Source organism: Candidatus Pelagisphaera phototrophica (assembly GCF_014529625.1).
Classification (GTDB): Bacteria; Verrucomicrobiota; Verrucomicrobiia; order Opitutales; family Opitutaceae; genus Pelagisphaera; species Pelagisphaera phototrophica.
On sequence record NZ_CP076039.1, the window covers coordinates 3,354,715 to 3,372,475 of the forward strand.

17 protein-coding genes and 1 tRNA gene are annotated in these 17,761 nt (G+C 47.2%); 10 read left to right on the forward strand and 8 right to left on the reverse strand.

Annotated elements, in window-relative coordinates:
* Positions 1-38: 38 nt before the first annotated feature.
* From GA004_RS14390 to GA004_RS14425, 8 genes are all read left to right on the forward strand, one after another.
* Entirely contained in the window at positions 39-1,037 is a 999-nt protein-coding gene (locus GA004_RS14390; RefSeq protein ID WP_283394572.1) for a beta-ketoacyl-ACP synthase III, read from the forward strand.
* Positions 1,038-1,095: 58 nt separating this feature from the next.
* Entirely contained in the window at positions 1,096-2,175 is a 1,080-nt protein-coding gene (locus GA004_RS14395; RefSeq protein ID WP_283394573.1) for a tetratricopeptide repeat protein, read from the forward strand.
* A gap of 34 nt (positions 2,176-2,209) precedes the next feature.
* Positions 2,210-2,728: an LPS assembly lipoprotein LptE gene (gene lptE, locus GA004_RS14400; RefSeq protein ID WP_283394574.1), complete on the forward strand. Its 519-nt coding sequence runs from the start codon at positions 2,210-2,212 to the stop codon at positions 2,726-2,728.
* 62 nt (positions 2,729-2,790) lie between these two features.
* Positions 2,791-3,447: a ribulose-phosphate 3-epimerase gene (gene rpe / locus GA004_RS14405; protein WP_283394575.1), complete on the forward strand. Its 657-nt coding sequence runs from the start codon at positions 2,791-2,793 to the stop codon at positions 3,445-3,447.
* A 1-nt stretch (position 3,448) separates the two neighbouring features.
* On the forward strand, positions 3,449-4,039 hold the full coding sequence (gene hpt / locus GA004_RS14410) for a hypoxanthine phosphoribosyltransferase (RefSeq protein ID WP_283394576.1): 591 nt from the start codon (positions 3,449-3,451) through the stop codon (positions 4,037-4,039).
* Positions 4,040-4,096: 57 nt separating this feature from the next.
* Positions 4,097-4,969: a class I SAM-dependent methyltransferase gene (locus tag GA004_RS14415; RefSeq protein WP_283394577.1), complete on the forward strand. Its 873-nt coding sequence runs from the start codon at positions 4,097-4,099 to the stop codon at positions 4,967-4,969.
* A gap of 78 nt (positions 4,970-5,047) precedes the next feature.
* Positions 5,048-5,905 (forward strand): polyphosphate kinase 2 family protein, encoded by an 858-nt coding sequence (locus GA004_RS14420; protein WP_283394578.1) that lies wholly within the window; start codon positions 5,048-5,050, stop codon positions 5,903-5,905.
* A 703-nt stretch (positions 5,906-6,608) separates the two neighbouring features.
* Positions 6,609-6,902 carry a hypothetical protein gene (locus GA004_RS14425; RefSeq protein ID WP_283394579.1) on the forward strand — a complete coding sequence of 98 codons (294 nt, stop codon included), beginning with the start codon at positions 6,609-6,611 and terminating at the stop codon, positions 6,900-6,902.
* 46 nt (positions 6,903-6,948) lie between these two features.
* Here the strand turns inward: GA004_RS14425 and GA004_RS14430 are convergent, their stop codons facing one another.
* The 5 genes from GA004_RS14430 to hpf form a co-directional block, all read right to left on the reverse strand.
* Positions 6,949-7,311: a hypothetical protein gene (locus GA004_RS14430; RefSeq protein WP_283394580.1), complete on the reverse strand. Its 363-nt coding sequence runs from the start codon at positions 7,309-7,311 to the stop codon at positions 6,949-6,951.
* 711 nt (positions 7,312-8,022) lie between these two features.
* Positions 8,023-8,745: a hypothetical protein gene (locus GA004_RS14435; RefSeq protein ID WP_283394581.1), complete on the reverse strand. Its 723-nt coding sequence runs from the start codon at positions 8,743-8,745 to the stop codon at positions 8,023-8,025.
* A gap of 132 nt (positions 8,746-8,877) precedes the next feature.
* Positions 8,878-10,188 (reverse strand): site-specific integrase, encoded by a 1,311-nt coding sequence (locus tag GA004_RS14440; protein WP_283394582.1) that lies wholly within the window; start codon positions 10,186-10,188, stop codon positions 8,878-8,880.
* Between the two features lie 58 nt (positions 10,189-10,246).
* Positions 10,247-10,323: transfer RNA gene (locus GA004_RS14445), tRNA-Arg, on the reverse strand.
* A 210-nt stretch (positions 10,324-10,533) separates the two neighbouring features.
* Positions 10,534-10,902 (reverse strand): ribosome hibernation-promoting factor, HPF/YfiA family, encoded by a 369-nt coding sequence (gene hpf, locus GA004_RS14450; protein WP_283394583.1) that lies wholly within the window; start codon positions 10,900-10,902, stop codon positions 10,534-10,536.
* A gap of 276 nt (positions 10,903-11,178) precedes the next feature.
* Here hpf and GA004_RS14455 point away from each other — a divergent pair, with 276 nt between their 5' ends.
* Together GA004_RS14455 and GA004_RS14460 are read left to right on the forward strand one after the other, a co-directional pair.
* Entirely contained in the window at positions 11,179-11,967 is a 789-nt protein-coding gene (locus GA004_RS14455; protein ID WP_283394584.1) for an RluA family pseudouridine synthase, read from the forward strand.
* A gap of 372 nt (positions 11,968-12,339) precedes the next feature.
* Positions 12,340-13,731, forward strand: a complete 1,392-nt coding sequence (locus GA004_RS14460; RefSeq protein ID WP_283394585.1) for an MFS transporter — start codon at positions 12,340-12,342, stop codon at positions 13,729-13,731.
* A gap of 98 nt (positions 13,732-13,829) precedes the next feature.
* Here GA004_RS14460 and GA004_RS14465 read toward each other — a convergent pair whose 3' ends face one another.
* The 3 genes from GA004_RS14465 to aspS form a co-directional block, all read right to left on the reverse strand.
* A complete protein-coding gene (locus GA004_RS14465; protein WP_283394586.1) occupies positions 13,830-14,168 on the reverse strand; it encodes a P-II family nitrogen regulator in 339 nt (112 codons plus the stop codon).
* A 94-nt stretch (positions 14,169-14,262) separates the two neighbouring features.
* Positions 14,263-15,645 carry an ammonium transporter gene (locus tag GA004_RS14470; RefSeq protein WP_283394587.1) on the reverse strand — a complete coding sequence of 461 codons (1,383 nt, stop codon included), beginning with the start codon at positions 15,643-15,645 and terminating at the stop codon, positions 14,263-14,265.
* Between the two features lie 291 nt (positions 15,646-15,936).
* The gene (aspS, locus tag GA004_RS14475; RefSeq protein ID WP_283394588.1) at positions 15,937-17,736 is read right to left on the reverse strand and encodes an aspartate--tRNA ligase; all 1,800 of its coding nucleotides are present in this window, start codon (positions 17,734-17,736) and stop codon (positions 15,937-15,939) included.
* Between the last annotated feature and the right edge of the window lie 25 nt (positions 17,737-17,761).

The window sequence follows — 17,761 nt, forward strand, 5'->3', positions numbered from 1 at the left end:
TTGCCTCGTAGACAAGTCTTGCCATTCAGTCTCAACGCATGAGCACTCTGCCAAGGTCAGTTGTAATAAAAGGAACTGGTTCCTATACCCCTGCAAACATAAAGACAAACGACGACTTGGCAGAATTCGTAGACACTTCGGAGGAATGGATCTTTACGCGCACAGGGATAAAGGAGCGTCGTTTCGCGACTGAAGGAGAAAATACCTCCCACATGGGAACTGAAGCGTCCCGCAGGGCGCTTGCTAATGCGGGAATCCAAACAAGTGCCGTCGATTTAGTGATCGTCGCTACGATTACCCCCGATATGCCATTTCCCTCTACGGCCTGTCTAATTCAAACCCAGCTGGGTGTTAGCAATGCGGTTTGTATGGACATTGAAGCGGCGTGCTCAGGTTTCCTCTACATCATGGAAGTCGCCGCTTCCATGATCAAAACGGGTCGATACCAAAACGCCCTTATTGTCGGAACTGAAAAGCTGTCCAGCATATTGGATTGGGAAGACAGAACCACTTGCGTTCTCTTTGGCGATGGAGCGGGAGCAGCCGTCCTCGGCCCTTCTGACAGTCCCCAGACCGGTTTGCTCGACTTCAAACTCGGAGCCGACGGAGCAAACGGTGAAGTACTTTTCATGCCCGGAGGAGGTTCCGCCAACCCCGCAACAGGAACCTCGATCGACAACCGACTGCACTTCCTGAAAATGCGTGGCAAGGAGGTGTTTAAACTGGCAGTCAAGGTAATGGAGCAGGCGGCTAAAGAAATTCTTGAACAAAATGGCCTGAATTCGGACCAACTAGCCTGCGTCATTCCACATCAGGCCAATTTAAGAATCATCGAATTGCTTTCTTCCCGACTGGAGATTCCTATGGACCGCTTCTACCTCAATCTCGAGAAGTACGGGAACACCTCTGCGGCTTCGATCCCGATTGCGCTAGACGAGGCATTTCGGGACGGACGGATAAACTCGGGCGATCTCGTCCTCCTTGTCGCCTTCGGAGCTGGTTTGACCTGGGGAGCCACTTTGGTTCGCTGCCCATGAACACGCTCAGAAACTTTAGCTTGATCCCCACTAATAGACTCGATTCCATTCTTGCCCTATGATTCGACACTCCATCGTTACGTTCGCCCTACTGTTTTCGGCTCTTGGAGCCGGTGCGGCCAACCTCACGTGGGACCCAACCAACGGCTATCAATCGGACGAAGTCGAATTATCGGGCCTTCTGCCACAGGAAATACAGCGCGTTCTGGACTGGATGAACGCCGGTCGCAAAGCCGAGGAAAACAAAAACTACAGAAAAGCCCTCAGAAAATACAAACGGGTCAATAAAAAGCATCCTAAAAGTCAATATTCGCCCGAATCCCTTTACCGGACTTCGCAAATTCGGCTGAAGCAAAACAAAATCGATCATGCCTTCGACGCATTCGAGTTGATTGCCTATGTTTATCCGAGCTACGGGAGCTTCAACGACACGATCGGCGAAATGTACAAAATCGCAGTTCGCAGACAGGAAAGCTATCGACAAAAGATTTTTGGCGTTTTTCCGGGATTTCTAAACAATGATCGAGCTGTACGGTATTTTGAACGACTCGTTTCCATCGCCCCCTACAGCGACTACGCTCCGCTTTCATTGATGAATATCGCTCAAATCTGGTCGAAACGGAAGAATGATACCATGGCGATCTACTCGCTGGACCGTCTCATCACCCACTATCCCAAGAGCTTTCTGACTCCAGACGCCTATATCCAATTGGCCAGTACACATGCTAATTTGGTAGAAGGACCGTATTACGACCAAAGCAGCACAGAAGACGCTATCACCTTCTTCGAAGACTTCCTCATTCAGTTCCCCTCTAACAATAGGGTCGACGAAGCAGAGAAAGGCCTTTTCGAGACGCAGGACATCATGGCCTTGAGCAAAGTGAAAATTGGGGACTTCTACTTTCACAAACGATCTGACTTCCATGCTGCCAGAGTTCTTTACAACGAAGCCATTACGATTGCTCCGAAGTCTGGAACCGCCGAAATTGCTCGAAAAAAGCTGAAGATGATTGAAGTGAAAGAGGAGAAACTCGGTATCGAAAACGAGCCTGAATCTGAAAGAGAGGCCCCAACCGTCGAAGAAATGGAGAAAAAGGCGGAAAAGCGGGCGAAAAGAAAAGTACTGGGCTTATTTTAGATCCACCAAGGTCTTACCTTCGTAACTATTTTCTATGCGACGTTTTCTCCACACGCTTTTATGCATCGGCATAATCGTCGGCCTTGCAAGTTGTGCTTCCTACCAGATGGGGCAACCCGGCGAATCAGATTCCTACCGGAGCGTCTACGTTAAGCCAGTACGGAACGACTCGACCTATCCGATGCTGAAGGCGAGCTTGACCGCCTCTCTCCGAAAAGCGATCGCGGATACGGGATTTTTAGACGTCGCCACCTTTACATCCGCCGATACTGTTCTCGAGACCAGAGTAATCTCGGTCAACCGAGAGATAGCCGCAGTTTCGTCCATTGATGTAGGCCGAGGTAGAAAGTACGAGCTTGAGTTCGAAACGCTCTGTACCCTCTACCAGAAAGTTGGTGGCCAGCTTGAACCGGTTTTTGTGAATCGCAGAATCAACGTGAAGCAGGACATTTTTGCAGACAGCGGACAGGTAAACGCGGAGCACCAGGCAGGACCTGAAATCGCTCGCAAGATCGCCCAGCGAGTCACCGAATCTATCGTAGACACCTGGTAGGCTTTCTTCGCCTTACATTTTGGTATCGCAATTAGATCCGCCTTATTTCTAATCGGGACCATATGGAGTCCCCATTACTAGTTCCTTCGATGCTGGCAGCCGACCATACCAGATTGGCGGAGGATATTGCTGCCATTGAAAGGCTCGGAATAAAGTGGCTTCATATCGACATTATGGACGGGCACTTCGTTCCGAATCTGTCTTTCGGGCCGCAAACCGTTGCGGACCTTCGACCGAAATCAAAACTGTTTTTCGATTTGCATCTTATGCTCGAGAATTCGCAAGAATATATTGAGGCGTTCATTTCTGCCGGAGCTGACCAAGTCTCTATTCACGTAGAGCCCAGCTACGATATTGGCGCAACAATTGAAAGAGTCCGAAGTCTAGGAGCGAAGCCTGGCATCGTTTTGAACCCAAGAACCGACGCTAGTCACATTCTCCCCTTTCTTCCTTCTGTCGACATTGTGCTCGCGATGACTGTTCAACCCGGATTCGGGGGACAATCTTTCGATGACAGTGTTCTCGAAAAGACCAAGCAAATCGATGCTTACCGGAGCGAACACTCCTTGAACTTCAGACTCGAAGTAGATGGAGGGATAAATCTTGATACGGCCCGAAAGTGCCGTAATCATGGCGTGGATACGTTTGTCGCTGGTTCCGCATTTTTCAAGTCCGACGATCAGACAAAATTTCTGCGTGAAATCGAGTCAATGCCCTAATATGAAAATTTCGCAAAAAAAGCCTAGCTATGGACTCGCTGATTTAGAGTCCGTTTTACTATCCGAAACGCAAATTTCGAATCGTGTTTCGGAACTTGCAAAAGAAATTTTATCTCACTACGGCGACAAGGATATCACGATAATTTGCGTGCTTAGCGGTGCCCTCGTTTTCACATCGGATCTTATTCGCAAACTCAAGCTTCCAACTCGACTAGATTGTCTTAGATCAGACAGCTACGGCAGTTCAACAAAGCCCGATGACCCTCCCCGCATATCAAGCCCGCTTAAAACTGACATTGAAAATCGACACGTGCTTCTGGTCGACGATATTCTGGATACTGGAAACACCCTCTCGGAGCTTATAAAGCACTTGAGCCAATCGAAGCCCGCCTCTCTCAGAACCTGCGTACTTCTCGACAAAAAGGAACGACGCCAAGTGAAAATACAGGCGGACCATGTCGGGTTCAATGTTCCAGATGCCTTCGTTGTAGGCTACGGACTCGATTTCGCAGAGCGCTACCGGTCACTTCCGTGCATAGGCGTACTCAAACCTGAATTCCAAAAAGCATCTTATTTCCAGTGCGGATGTTAAAGTCCATCTATTTCATGCTCTTGATTGGCTCGCCTAAGCACGCTTCGATGTAAAGGAATGATACTGGCTAAAACTTGGACAGACTACGAGATCCTCGAATGCGGTGAGGGCATGAAAAAGGAGCGCTGGGGTGACATCATTTTAGTCCGACCCGATCCCCAGATCATATGGCCCTTAAAATCGAAAGACTGGGGAGAGTTCGATGCCTTTTACCATCGTAGTAAAAAGGGCGGCGGAAACTGGGAATATCGTCGGAAGATCCCTCAATCGTGGAATATTCAATATGACAGCTGCACTTTCAAGATCAGGCCGACCGATTTTAAGCACACCGGCCTTTTCCCTGAGCAGGCAGTCAACTGGGACTGGTGTCGTTCGAAGATCAAACTTTCACAAGGCAGTCCCAAAATTCTAAATTTATTTGGCTACACGGGTGCGGCAACGATTTCAGCTGCTAGAGCAGGCGCTCAGGTTTGTCACGTGGATGCGGCGAAAGGAATGGTCGCCTGGTGTCGGGAAAACGCTTCATTCAGTGGGCTTCAAAACGCCCCTATTCGATTCATTGTCGACGACTGTGTTAAATTTGTTGAGCGAGAGATCCGCAGAGGAAGCCAATACGACGGAATTATTATGGACCCTCCATCATACGGCAGAGGCAGCAAGGGAGAGATATGGCAATTCGATCGCGACCTTTGGCAGCTTCTTCAAAGATGCCGCAAAATCCTGTCCGCTTCACCCCTATTTTTTCTCGTAAATGCGTACACTACGGGAATTTCTCCGACCATAGTCGGAAACCTGCTGAGAGAAGCTCTCTCGGATCTGAAAGGAAGTGTCACAAACGGCGAGATTGGTCTACCGATCGGTGATAGCCTGAATGCACTGCCTTGCGGCCTTTATGCCCGATGGGAATCCCAACATTTTTCGCAATTTTAACGCAAATCGAAGTGGTTAGACTTGAAATCGAGGGAGCATGGCCATATCCAAAACACACCCAATCGTAATTAATCTTATATGAAATTTAACGACTTCGTCGGGAGCAATTTTTTTTCTTTCTACAACGACATAGACTTCATTTCTTACCAAAAAGAAAAGAAGCGTCTGCAAGCAGAGCTTCTCAAGCTACAACATTGGGTCATCAAAAATAACAAGAGAGTGGCTCTCGTTTTTGAGGGTCGAGATGCCGCTGGAAAGGGAGGATCCATAAAGCGATTCACCGAGTACATGATGCCGAAGCATTTCAACGTAGTTGAACTCGGTGTACCGACGCGCAAAGAATCGAAAAATTGGTTTCGACGATACGAAAAACACTTTCCCGCAGAAGGGGAAATCACTTTCTTCGACCGTTCCTGGTACAACCGCGCGCTTATCGAACCGACGATGGGCTATTGCACAAAGTCTCAGTACAAATACTTCATGAACAAAGTTCTGAAGTGGGAGGAATCTCAGATAGACAATGGCTTAATCATGGTGAAAGTCTATTTGTCAGTATCCAAGCACACCCAGTCTTTTCGTTTCAAAGAGAGACAAGTCGACCCATTGAAGTACTGGAAATACTCGGAGAACGACAAATATGCTCGAGAGTATTGGGATGTATTCACAAAATATAAAGAGCAGATGTTTCGCCGTGCTTCATCTGACAAGAGTCCTTGGGTGATTATCAACTCGAACAATAAATTGGAAACTAGGCTTAAGTCGATGCTCTATGTTCTATCTCAGATTCCGTACACCAGCAATTTCGATTATCGGCCTTTAAAAAAGGTAGACAAGCAACAGCGGTATTCAATAATTATAGACGGTATATCCTTCAAGAATCTAAACTACCGCCAATTTCTTCTACTAGAAACGCTACACGGACTCGATAAGAAGTAATTGCCTCTTAAGTACCGAGGTCGGTACATCCTACAACAAAAGCGCTTACCCAAGTCAACGGCGAGGCTCCACCTTCCCCTCATTTTATTGGGGAATTCGGTTCTTCAAATCAATTAGCACGCTGAGAGGGAATCGAACCCCAACCTCCTGATCCGTAGTCAGGTCGTTTTGGTGATTAGATAATTCTATAAGTATCTATTTATCAGCATCTAGCGTGTTATTTTTACTATTTTTATCTTTATCGATAAATTTATGCTGCCCTATAACTGCCCTATTAGAACTTCTAAGCAATGGAGTTAAGTGGCTGTGAGACGCCTGCTTTGTAACAGGGCAGACAGTCCTAATACCGCGAGGGGTCGCGGGGGCGGCGCGCATCGCAATGTATATGCATAAATTAGCCCCAAAAAAAATTGTCCCTCAAAGGGCTTCGGAAGCTATTTTTATCCTAACCCTCGCCTCGCAGAAACTTGAGTAACCACCCCAGCTCCAAGAAGAGTTACTGTGATCCACAGACCCTCAGCTTGCGATAATCGCTTCAGTCTCGGGCTATTCTCCTGCCCTTAGCTTTCTCCAGAGTCGCACCTTGCCCACTTTACCGATAGTGGACCTCCTTACGGGCAATCAGTTTTTACAATTGGAAGGCTAAAAAGATGGGCGGAAGTTTTTTATTGCGGGACGTCCTACGTCAGCATAGTTTGGTTCTATGTCGCATATTATAGTGTTAGAAGGCAGCGTACCTGTGAACAAGCTGGAGGCCTGTGTTGAGCTTTTCGCTAAAAATCGTTTAGAGGATACAAAAACTTACGATGGATGCCAAAGTTGCTTGGGCGCAGTAAACAAATCCGAATCAGTTATTACCCTCTGGTCGCAGTGGGAATCAGCAGAGCACTTTGACCGCTATATGGAATGGAGAACGGAAAGAGGCGATTTTGCAGAGGTTTTATCTTATTTCATCGGCGAGCCTAAAATCACAAGGTCTGAACTCTTTTTTTCATAAAGCTACAAGAAGGCCAAAACACGTTACTGAGGGCAAAAAAACCTCCTTAACTCACCATTTCGGCAAGCCTTTTACGGATACGACCATGCAAGAGCTTCCTCTTGGCGGAATGCTTTGCCTCATATAGAGACTCTCGCCTCTGCCGCTGGAGTTTCTGGTATTCTTGTTGAATCCATACATGGTTCTCCCACTTCTTGCCCCAACCAAAATCCTCATAGTCAGTCAGATCTTCCCATTCTTTAGGGAATCCATCTTTCATCTCTACGTTGTAGTGCTCTGTGAGATTCTTAACTGCCTTCTTCTCCATCCCATCACGAGTCTTGGCTCTCTTTGCTACCTCTTTACCAGTAGCCTTTTCCCACTCATTCTTAATGGCTCCAACGATGTCCCTGCATGCTCTACCCTGCATCTCAAAAGAAGCCTTTTTCTGGTCAGGAATTTTCTTAGCAATGAGTATCTATTCACGGATTACCTAAGCCTTTTTCCCACTGAATCTTGTTCTAGATTTGGCAGATCACTGATGGCATCTTTGACCTCTTGGCTGTGGTCTAAGTATTCTTTGTTGCTTGTGGTGATGGCTGACCCAGTCTTATTAATTCCCTCCCTCTATGCCCTGAACAGAGAGAAAATGGCATTTAGCTGAAAGGTTATAACGCTGTCCCCTCTAAACTGCTTCAGGTCCTTCCCCCACCCAAGCTCTGCTCTTAACCTGCCGCTCGTCTTTTACATAACCGATGCCATAGAACCACTGAGGAATCTAGGGATAGGCATAATGAAGCTGCTTCTAAAATGCTTTCTGGCTGCCTCAATGTCTATCCTGCATAATAGGTTAAACTACTGAAATAACAACAAGGACGCTTCACAAAATAACGAAAAACATCGGTTACGGATTTTAGACATTTGGCCTTCTTTGCCAAAACGGCATACGCTAGTGCAAGGTCATCTATGTTGTCGCTCAAGATCTTCTCTAGGGAATCTTTACCACCCTTTTCCTGTTCGGGCTCATGAGGCATTTTGAAACTGAACCACCTTAGGTACTGTGATTCCTTCTGGATTCAGCGTAAGGCGTGCTCACATCTACAAGACTAACCAGATCACTGTATATTCTTCCAGATTTAGCTCAGCTGAGCTCTTCGTTAGAATAAATTTTTAAAACCCTGTACGATTCGTCAAGCTTATCAAGCATGTCTAAATATCTCTCTACTAGACTCTTGAGCTGGTTTATATCGCCTAAAAACTCGTCTGAATTATAATATTCTCTATCAATCTTATAATAAGTCGGAGCAAGATCAGCGTATACATACCCTTCGACACTTTTTTCCTCTTTGGAAAATATAATAATTCTTTTATTAATTCTGGCTATTGCCCTAAAGAAGTAATCGTCTATAATTCTGCTAACCGCTAAATTTCTTTGATTTAAATTGCTATATGTATTCGATAAAGCATATCTAAAATTGTCAGATTTTATTAATCTTGTCGAACCAGTGCTTTTCAACTCATCGTATAAGCTACTCTGAGAAAAAAACGAGACAGATCCTCGTTCTGTGAGCAGTAAGACCTTTTCGGCTATTTCCTTATCAGTTAGTTTTTCTGCTTCTTGGGTAATGTCGAAAATTATATCATCCGCCGCGTTTCTGCACCTTACCTGTAAGGCATGAATATTTTTGATTTGCGATCTCTCATTATCTATAATTTTTATTATATCCTTAACCAACTCATTCTTGTAAGAGGCATTGGATCTTTCGACCCTTATAGAATCGATATAAAAAGATAGTAAGACGCTTATCAAAACAAATATTGACTGCAATATATGGCTCAAATTTGCCGCAAAAAACTTTTTCATTTATTTAAAATTTTGATTGGGTTTTTTATTGTTTTTATACCGTTTATGGAAACGTTTAGGACCTATGTCCAGAGATTATTTATCGTCTCTAATGAAAGCTGCGAAAGTTTTGGATAGCTAGCTTTCTGACACCTATGAGGCATTTGAAAACTGAACTACCTCTGGCACTGTGGCTCCTTCTGGGACTGATTGCGAAAGCTTCTTAGGAGCATCGGCTTCAAAGTCAGGGTTCTCATAATGATCTTTAAACGTCTTCACCGAGGTATGCCCCATCTCTTTCATGGTTCTATGCAGATTGGCATGATACTGGTATTGATAGGTCGCGTACGTGTGTCCAAGGACATCGTGCCACCCTTTCAGCTTAGCCTCGGAACTAAACTTCTTGAGTAGTGATGAGTTCTTTTTTCCCCAACATATCGGACCTCCCCTTTCATCTTCTGGAACCGATTTTAACCATTGCACAAGGTTGGGTCCCACGCTCACCACTCTTTGCGAGCTTTCCTTTGCTTGCTCCCCTGAAACCTTTATCTGGGGATCTCGGTAAACGCCTTTCGGCTCAAGTGTTACACTATCCCAGTCCAATGGCCTCTTGTCCCTGTTTCCCTTAACTTCCGTGGGGCTTAAGCCAGCAAAGAGTCGGATGGCTACACCCGCCCTAATTGAACTGAAACGATTTTCCTGAACCGCCTTATTGGTAAAGAGGAACTCCTTAATTGCAAGAATATCTCTCGTGCCTTTAGTGGATCTCTTAACTATCGGGCGGTCAGGGTCGCTCAGAGGGTTTGTGCTAATTAAACGCCTTGATTGAGCGTTGTTGAAAGCTGGTGAAACCTGCCTGTACGCTCCGTTCCAAGCAGAGTCTGAAGTATTGTGGTATTTCTTCATCCATGCCCTTACGTCTTCAGAGGTTATCTCATCTATGAGCTTTCCTCCGAAGATATGGAGAAACCCTTGTTCAGCTACCCTGTCTTCTTTCGAGGCCTTAGCATGTGGGAGCGGCCCCAGTATAATAGCCTTCCACTCCCCAGCGTGGCTGGTCGTCCACTTTTTTCTGTTCTTCTCCTCATATAAGTTCTTTCTCTGCCTGAGAGATATGCGAAAAACTTCTGAGAAGGTTTTTGAAGCCTCTGCCTTTTCTAAGTGGTCTAAGTAAAAGCTTGCAGCGGCATTTAGCGTAAGCTCATGTTCACCGCTTAGATGGTGACTGTTGAGTCTATTGATGGCGGTTCTCGCATCGCTACTCTCGCTTGCCATGAAACGAGTCCTTTTTGACCCAAGCTTGTTTATATGGGACTTTATCCTTCGGACTTCCACCTCCGTTTTGGCTTCAGATGGAAAGAATATACGCCTACGCTTTCCTGTGTTTGAATGGGCAGTTGGGATACGAAACCGCCAATTACCACCTTCTGTTTTTACAGGCTTTAGTTTTGCTATCCTCGGCATCGCTGCCCCTAAACTGCCCTTAAAACACTGATTGTTTGCACTTTATCAGTGATTCCGGTGGCACGCGGCGAGGGAGTCGAACCCCCAACCTCCTGATCCGTAGTCAGGTGCTCTATCCAATTGAGCTAGCCGCGCAGACCATCAAGACTGCCATAGACAGTCGAAGGGCCAGGAGAAAAGAATCAATAGTTGCGCATTTCAAGGCATTTTTTCCTAAAAACGGAAATGCCTGAAAATCAGTGCCCATTAGTCCGAGCTCGTAGACAACGCTCCGGATAACGTATAAAAAAGCGTCCCAAAGGATGCCTTGCCCTGAGCCGCCGATGAAAATGGAAATTTTGAATATCAGACTTTCGGAAGATTAGCTGGAATGTCGACCCCGTGAGTGTCCTTGCGTTTCACAAGCCTTAATCGAGAGCGGCGCCTTAACATGCGGTCCAGCTTGTCAACCAGAAGATCGATCGCCTTGTGGCAATCCGCGTCGTGCACCGAAACATTCATAGACGGGCCATTAATCTCAATATGCCCCTTGGCGGTAAACTCATGCTCTTTCCCGCCTTTAGTATGATCGCACTCCAACTCCACTTTGACTCTGATTATTCTCTCCTCATGCCTAAAAAGTCGCTCCACTTTATCTTTGACGCCCTGCTTCAGAGATTCCGTCAAGTCCATGTGAATGCCAGTAATGATCAGATCGTGGTTGTTGGCTTGCATATGTATATTACTCCTTTGTGTTGGTGCTTTATTCAATGATCCCAGGCCCGATAACGTACCGAAAGACCTCTAGATTCAGCGTTCCCTCGTCTACTTCACGGTTCACTTCTGGGATTTCAAATTCAATCATTGGACGATCATCAGAGATAGGACGAACAGGCGGATTTTGCAATCTTTCTCCGACCGGTACCCATTCTTTTTTATCGACGAAAACAGGACATTTCTTGAGATATCCAATCCTTTCAATTCAGACAAACTCCAGCCTCGAAATACCATATGCCAATTACTGAATGGGGCTGGGAAGTCACGGAAGCCGAACTCCGCTCTTGGATCATTCAGGATGACAACGACATCATATTGATCAACAAACCGGCATTGGTCGTCTGCCATCCCTCCAAGCGAGGACCTTGGTCTTCGTTGGTCGGAGCGTGCAGAGAGTGCCTAGGCTACGATAGAACCCATCTGATCGCTCGGCTAGATAGGGAAACGAGCGGAATCATCCTGCTAGCAAAGCATCGACTCGCTGCCCGGCACTTTCAAATGGCACTAGAAAGACGGGCAGTGGCAAAGAGCTATCTCGCAATTCTAGAAGGTTCCCTCACAGAAGCAAGAGAGGTTGACGCAGCAATTGGGAAGGATCCGGACAGTATCATCCATTGCAAGTCAGCGGTCCGAACGAACGGAAAAAAGCAGGCTGCCCAAACTCGATTCAAACCCATTCATTCCGCATCAGACTACACCCTCGCCCAAGTTGAGCCCCTTACCGGTCGAAAACACCAAATTCGTGTTCACTCTCAACATATTGGTCATTCGATAGTGGGAGATAAACTCTATGGACCCGACGAAACCTTTTTCCTCGATTTCATAGAATCAGGATGGACCGAAAAACTCGCTGGCACACTGCTCATGAACCGCCAGGCCCTCCACGCTTTCAAGATGACGTTCGACTTGGAATCCGGACCGAGATCTTTTTCCGCCCCTCCTACCGAAGACTTTGTACAGTTTTGCGAGAACCACTTGAATCTCCCTAAATCGGATCTCCTTAAATTGATTTCCTCATCATAATCCGCCAGCAGTCTAGTCCTTTCCCTTGTGCGTAAATAAAACGCTAATTAGCGCTTTCTTTACGGAATCGGTTGAGGTATGACTAATCCATGAGATTCAGCGCTACTGCAATCGTTTCAATGATGGTCTTTTCAATTTTCATTTGGACCTACGTCATCAATACAGCTTGGAAAGTTGCTCGTGAGATAATGGCATTTATCTTCTAAAAATTTTTTCTTCCAGTAGGTTAAATTCATCCTGAGGAGATGGGGCGATCCACCACGATCGATTGATAGCCACCAAAACTCCTCCCAACAGGGCTCAGTCGAATATGTCACAGAAGGCGAGTTTTCCTTTTGCTAGGCCTACTCAAGTCGGATTGTCTCCCGATTTGTGAGCAAAAAGCCAGATACCAGCGTACTGAAACTCCCCAATATTCGTCGTTTCATTGCCTTCCGTATTTTCTTCAATGCTCGATTTTACTATCCGATATTCACCATTCTCTTCCTGGATTTCGGCCTCACACTAGAGCAATTCGCTATTCTTAACGCGGCATGGGCCGCTACCATCGTCCTACTTGAGGTTCCCTCCGGAGCTTTGGCGGACACAGTTGGGCGACGCAACCTCGTTATCGCCTCAGCAGGCATAATGATTGTTGAGATGGCCCTACTCTGTCTGGCGCCAATCGGTCAAATGCCGATAGTGTTCTACCTTTTTCTAATCAATCGCATACTGAGTGGTGCCGCCGAAGCGTCCGCTAGCGGAGCCGACGAAGCCCTTGCCTACGACACGTTGAAAGACCTGGGGCTTGAGAGGAGTTGGGGGAAAGTATTGGAGACGCAAATGCGTTTCCAATCGATCGCCTTCATTGTGGCCATGTCCGTTGGAGCGTTGCTTTACGATGCCGAACGCCTCAACCAAATTTTTACCGCTCTGTCTTTTGATATAGAGGTTTCTAAAGCATTCGCCATACGGATTCCTCTCATACTGACCCTGTTGCTCGGAATAGGTGCCCTTATCACAGCATTAGGTCTAAAGGAGCCGAATTCTGAGAAGGTCGCTCGCCGTGAAGCCCGCCAGGAGGACTGGTTCGCTACGATTAAGGAGGCGTTCGCAAAGACACTAGATACGGGTAAATGGATTCTAAATACCCCAGTCGCCATGATGATCATTCTGGGCGGATTCTTAATCGATCACATTGCTCGAATGATTCTCACCCTAAACAGCGAGTACTACCGGCGAATCGAATTGCCGGAAGCGAGTTTCGGGATTATCGGCGCCGGATTTGGATTAATGGGACTGTTCACACCCAGGCTGGGTAGGTGGCTCTCTGAAAACAGGAGCAAAACGTTCAATTTCTCGCTTATAGGAATCGTTACGTTTTTTGGTCTTCTTGGTATGACGCATTTCGTTCCCTATTGGGGAGTCGCCCCAATGATTTTAATTTACGGACCTATTGGATTAACCGGCTTTCTCATTAGCGCCTATATGAATGCGGAAACGCCATCGAGCGCCAGAGCGACGGCACTGAGTTTCAAAGGTCTTTCCTACAACTTAGCTTATGGTGGGATCGGTCTCATTTATTCGCTCCTGGTGTATAATTTACGCAGAACGGAATCGATGCAGGCTGTTCCTCCAGAGCACGTAGAAGCGGAACTCTTCAAATCCGCCCTGAGTTACTTCCCAAGCTACTTCGTAGTCGCATTCGTGCTCGTACTGCTATTCGGCCTAATCAACCGGCACTCGATCGACACTTCACCTTTGAAAAAGGACGACTCAACTTAACCCAAAACCATAGGGATCGCTGGATTCGCTCTTCAACAAAAAAGCCGGCCCTCAAAAGAGAGCCGGCTCGAAAATGATGAAAGACTGAACAGGGCCTACTAAAGCGCAGTATCTCCACGCTCGTCGGTCCGAATCCGGATCGCTTCTTCGAGCGGTAAGACAAACACTTTGCCGTCTCCAATCTTGCCGGTTTTGGCAGACCTTGCGATCGTTTCAGCAGCTTGTGAAACCACTTCGTCATGGACGGCGATCTCGATCTTCACTTTAGGGAGAAAGTCCACCGTGTATTCACTTCCACGATATATTTCCGTGTGGCCTTTTTGGCGTCCGAAGCCTTTGACTTCGGTCACTGTCATTCCTTCGATACCGACCTCTGAAAGGGCCTCTTTGACCTCCTCCAATTTGAACGGCTTTATAATTGCTAAAACAAGTTTCATTAAAACTACACTTGGGTTTGGTTGTTGATGAAAATTTATCTTTTACCTAAATGCAAGTTAATGTGTCACTTGGCTTAGACAAGCGTTTTATCTACTAAGAATTGGTGTTATAGGCCTCCTGCCCATGCTCAGAGATGTCAAGTCCCTCGGTTTCCTCTTCTTCTGATACTCTCACGCCCATGATGGCCTTGATGATTCCAAATATGGCAAAAGAGAAAACAAAGGCGAATATGTAGACTCCTATCACACCAATGATTTGAGACATCAAATTTGCTCCTCCGAAGATCGCTACAGCAACCGTACCCCAAATGCCACAAACACCGTGAACAGAAATCGCTCCAACAGGATCGTCGATCTTGATTTTGTCGAAGAAAATAATCGCAAATACCACGATTACACCACCAACAGCACCCATGATGATTGACGAAACGACGGATACCGAATCCGCACCTGCAGTGATACTAACCAATCCCGCCAGAAGACCATTCAAAGCCATTGATAGGTCTGGCTTCTTGAGTACAGCCCAGGATGTCATGATAGCAGCGATACCTCCAGCAGCGGCTGCTAGTGCGGTCGTCGTAAAGACCAGCCCCAATGGACCTGGGTTTGCAGACAGGACCGAGCCACCGTTGAATCCAAACCATCCGAAAAAGAGTAGGAATACGCCCACAGCTGCCAGAGGCATGCTGTGACCCAAAATCGGCTTGACCGTGCCATCATCACTGTACTTCCCCTTGCGAGGGCCAAGAATCATAACAGCTGCGAGAGCGGCTGCCCCACCAAATCCATGTACCACTGTCGAACCTGCGAAATCATAGAATCCGGCTTCGCCTCCACCTAATTGCGAGAGCCAGCCTCCACCCCAGTGCCATGAACCTGCAATCGTATACCCGAAAGCTACCAGAATCGTAGAGTATATCATAAATGCCGAGAGCTTCACCCGTTCTGCAACCGCACCCGAGACAATAGTTGCCGCAGTGGCCGCAAACATCGCCTGAAAAATGAAGTCACCATAACCGGTCATAGCGAGGCCCAAACCTCCGTATCCCCAGGTGCCTCCACCGTCGGCGTTAAGATCTCCGATCATGGATCCTATGCTGATCCAACCGTTGAAGTCTCCGGGGTAATGGGTGTTAAATCCCACTACTGCGTACGTGATCAACCCGATCGAAATTATCCATACATTCTTAAAGAGTATATTTACAGTGTTTTTCGATTGGGTCAGTCCCGCTTCCAGCGTGGCAAATCCAAGGTGCATGAGGAAGACCAGCGCCGCAGCGATTACCGTCCAAAGCATCGAAACAGTGAAGAAGTCGAATGCAGGTGCATACTCGGCTCCAACTGACTCGACAAGCTCTAGATAATCGTCGACAGGACCCGCTTCTTCTTGTGCCAAGGCTGGCGTTAAACCCGCCATCATTGCTGTTATCAGAGCAAACAGCAAAGGTCCGGGGAGTTTTATGAGAAGTTTTGTCATAACGTTCGTGATTTTTATTTTATCAATGGTGTTGGCTATTCTTGCACAACGTTTAATGCCTCCCCTTTAGCAACTCGCATGCCATCTATCTCAGCTTCCCCAGATTTCCAACTGAGACACACAAAACTGCTAAAAAGTAATATTAATTGTGTCGTGCGATCTATCCTGCTTGATCGATTGTGACATTTTTTTAACCACCAACTGTAAAACCGCTCAAATTCGAGCGGTTCATTCAGGATTTCCATTATCTTTGGCCATGACTTCAATGCCACCGTTCTTTCAACGGGGCCGTCACTGCTCTTTCCCTAAAAGCGTCGTTTCGACATGCAAATCCTTGAGTTGCTTTTCCGACACAGGACTTGGGCTTTCCGTCATAAGACATTGGCCCTTCTGCGTTTTCGGAAATGCAATCACTTCTCGGATGCTTGACATTCCGCAAAGGATCATCACTAGCCTGTCCAGTCCAAAAGCGATACCTCCGTGCGGCGGAGCTCCATACTTAAATGCTTCAAGCATGTAGCCAAATCGACTCTCCACCACATCAGCAGGAAGCTTCAGCACGTCTTCAAAGATCTTCTTTTGCAGATCCGCCTGGTGGATACGAATACTTCCACCTCCCAACTCGACTCCATTCAATACTAGGTCGTAATGCTGCCCTCTGACCCTCTTCGGATCGGAATCCAGCAAATGGCTATCCTCCGGCACCGGCGAGGTAAACGGATGATGAGAAGCTACGTAACGGCCATGTTCTTCATCGTAGGTCATCAATGGGAACTCCACAACCCAAAGGAAATCAAATTGGTCCGATGGAATTTCGAGCTTCCCTCGCTTCTTGAGCAGTTCGCCACATTCTAGACGGATGCGTCCTAAGATCGCGCAAGCCTGTTCCCATTCAGAGGCGGCAAAAAAGACGATATCACCTTCTTCGAGGTCCAGCTTTTCCTGCAAGGTTGCTTTCTCCTCATCCGAAAAGAATTTGACGATGGGCGACTTCCATTCGCCGTCTTCGATCTTGATGAAGGCAAGCCCCTTCGCTCCAAGCGATTTGGCGACTTCTTCTAGATTTTTGAGCTCACCCTGCGTCACGTTGGCCAACGTTGGAGCCTTGAACGCCTTTACTACTCCACCATTCTTGACCGCGGCCGAAAAGACCTTAAACGAGGAACTCGCAAACGTCTCTGAGAAATCCGAGAGTTCGAGACAGAATCGCGTATCCGGCTTGTCGACCCCATAACGGTCCATCGCTTCCTGGAAAGGCATGCGTGGAAATGGGGTCGGGATCTCGACGCCCAGTGTGTCCTTCCAAACGCGCTTCATCAGTCCTTCCATAATGGAGTACATCTCTTCGCGGTCGACAAACGAAAGCTCGATATCCAATTGGGTAAACTCCATTTGCCGGTCTGCCCGCAGATCTTCGTCGCGATAGCAACGGGCGATCTGGAAATAGCGTTCTACACCGCTTACCATAAGCATCTGCTTGAACTGCTGTGGCGACTGCGGCAACGCATAGAAGTGTCCCGGCTGAATGCGACTGGGCACAAGGTATTCGCGAGCCCCTTCCGGGGTACTTTTGAAAAGCGTCGGGGTTTCGATATCGTAGAACCCTCTCTCGTCCATGTAGTTGCGGATCGACTTGGTGGTCTCGTTACGCAATTTGAGCATTCGGCGCATCTTGCCACGACGAAGATCCAAATAACGGTACGTCAGACGGAGATCCTCATTTACCCGGTCTCCTTTTTCGTCATCGATCGGAAACGGGGGCGTTTCAGAAATATTGTGCACGACGACCTCGCTAATCTCCACCTCGATTTCCCCCGTTGGAAGAGTAGCGTTTACATTATCTCCATCACGAGCCTCTACAACTCCCTTGATCCCAATCACGGATTCGTCCCTCAGGCGATGCACCGTCGCATTGAAATCGCTATCATCGCTATTCGGATTAGCCTTAACTTGAGTAAGGCCCTCGCGGTCCCTCAGGTCAATAAAGAGGATACCGCCATGATCACGAATGGAGTCGATCCATCCGATCAATGATACTAGTTTCCCAACATCGCTTCCGCGTAGTTGGCCACAATGATGCGTTCGTTTCATTTGTTTTTCGCTTCGATCGAGTTCG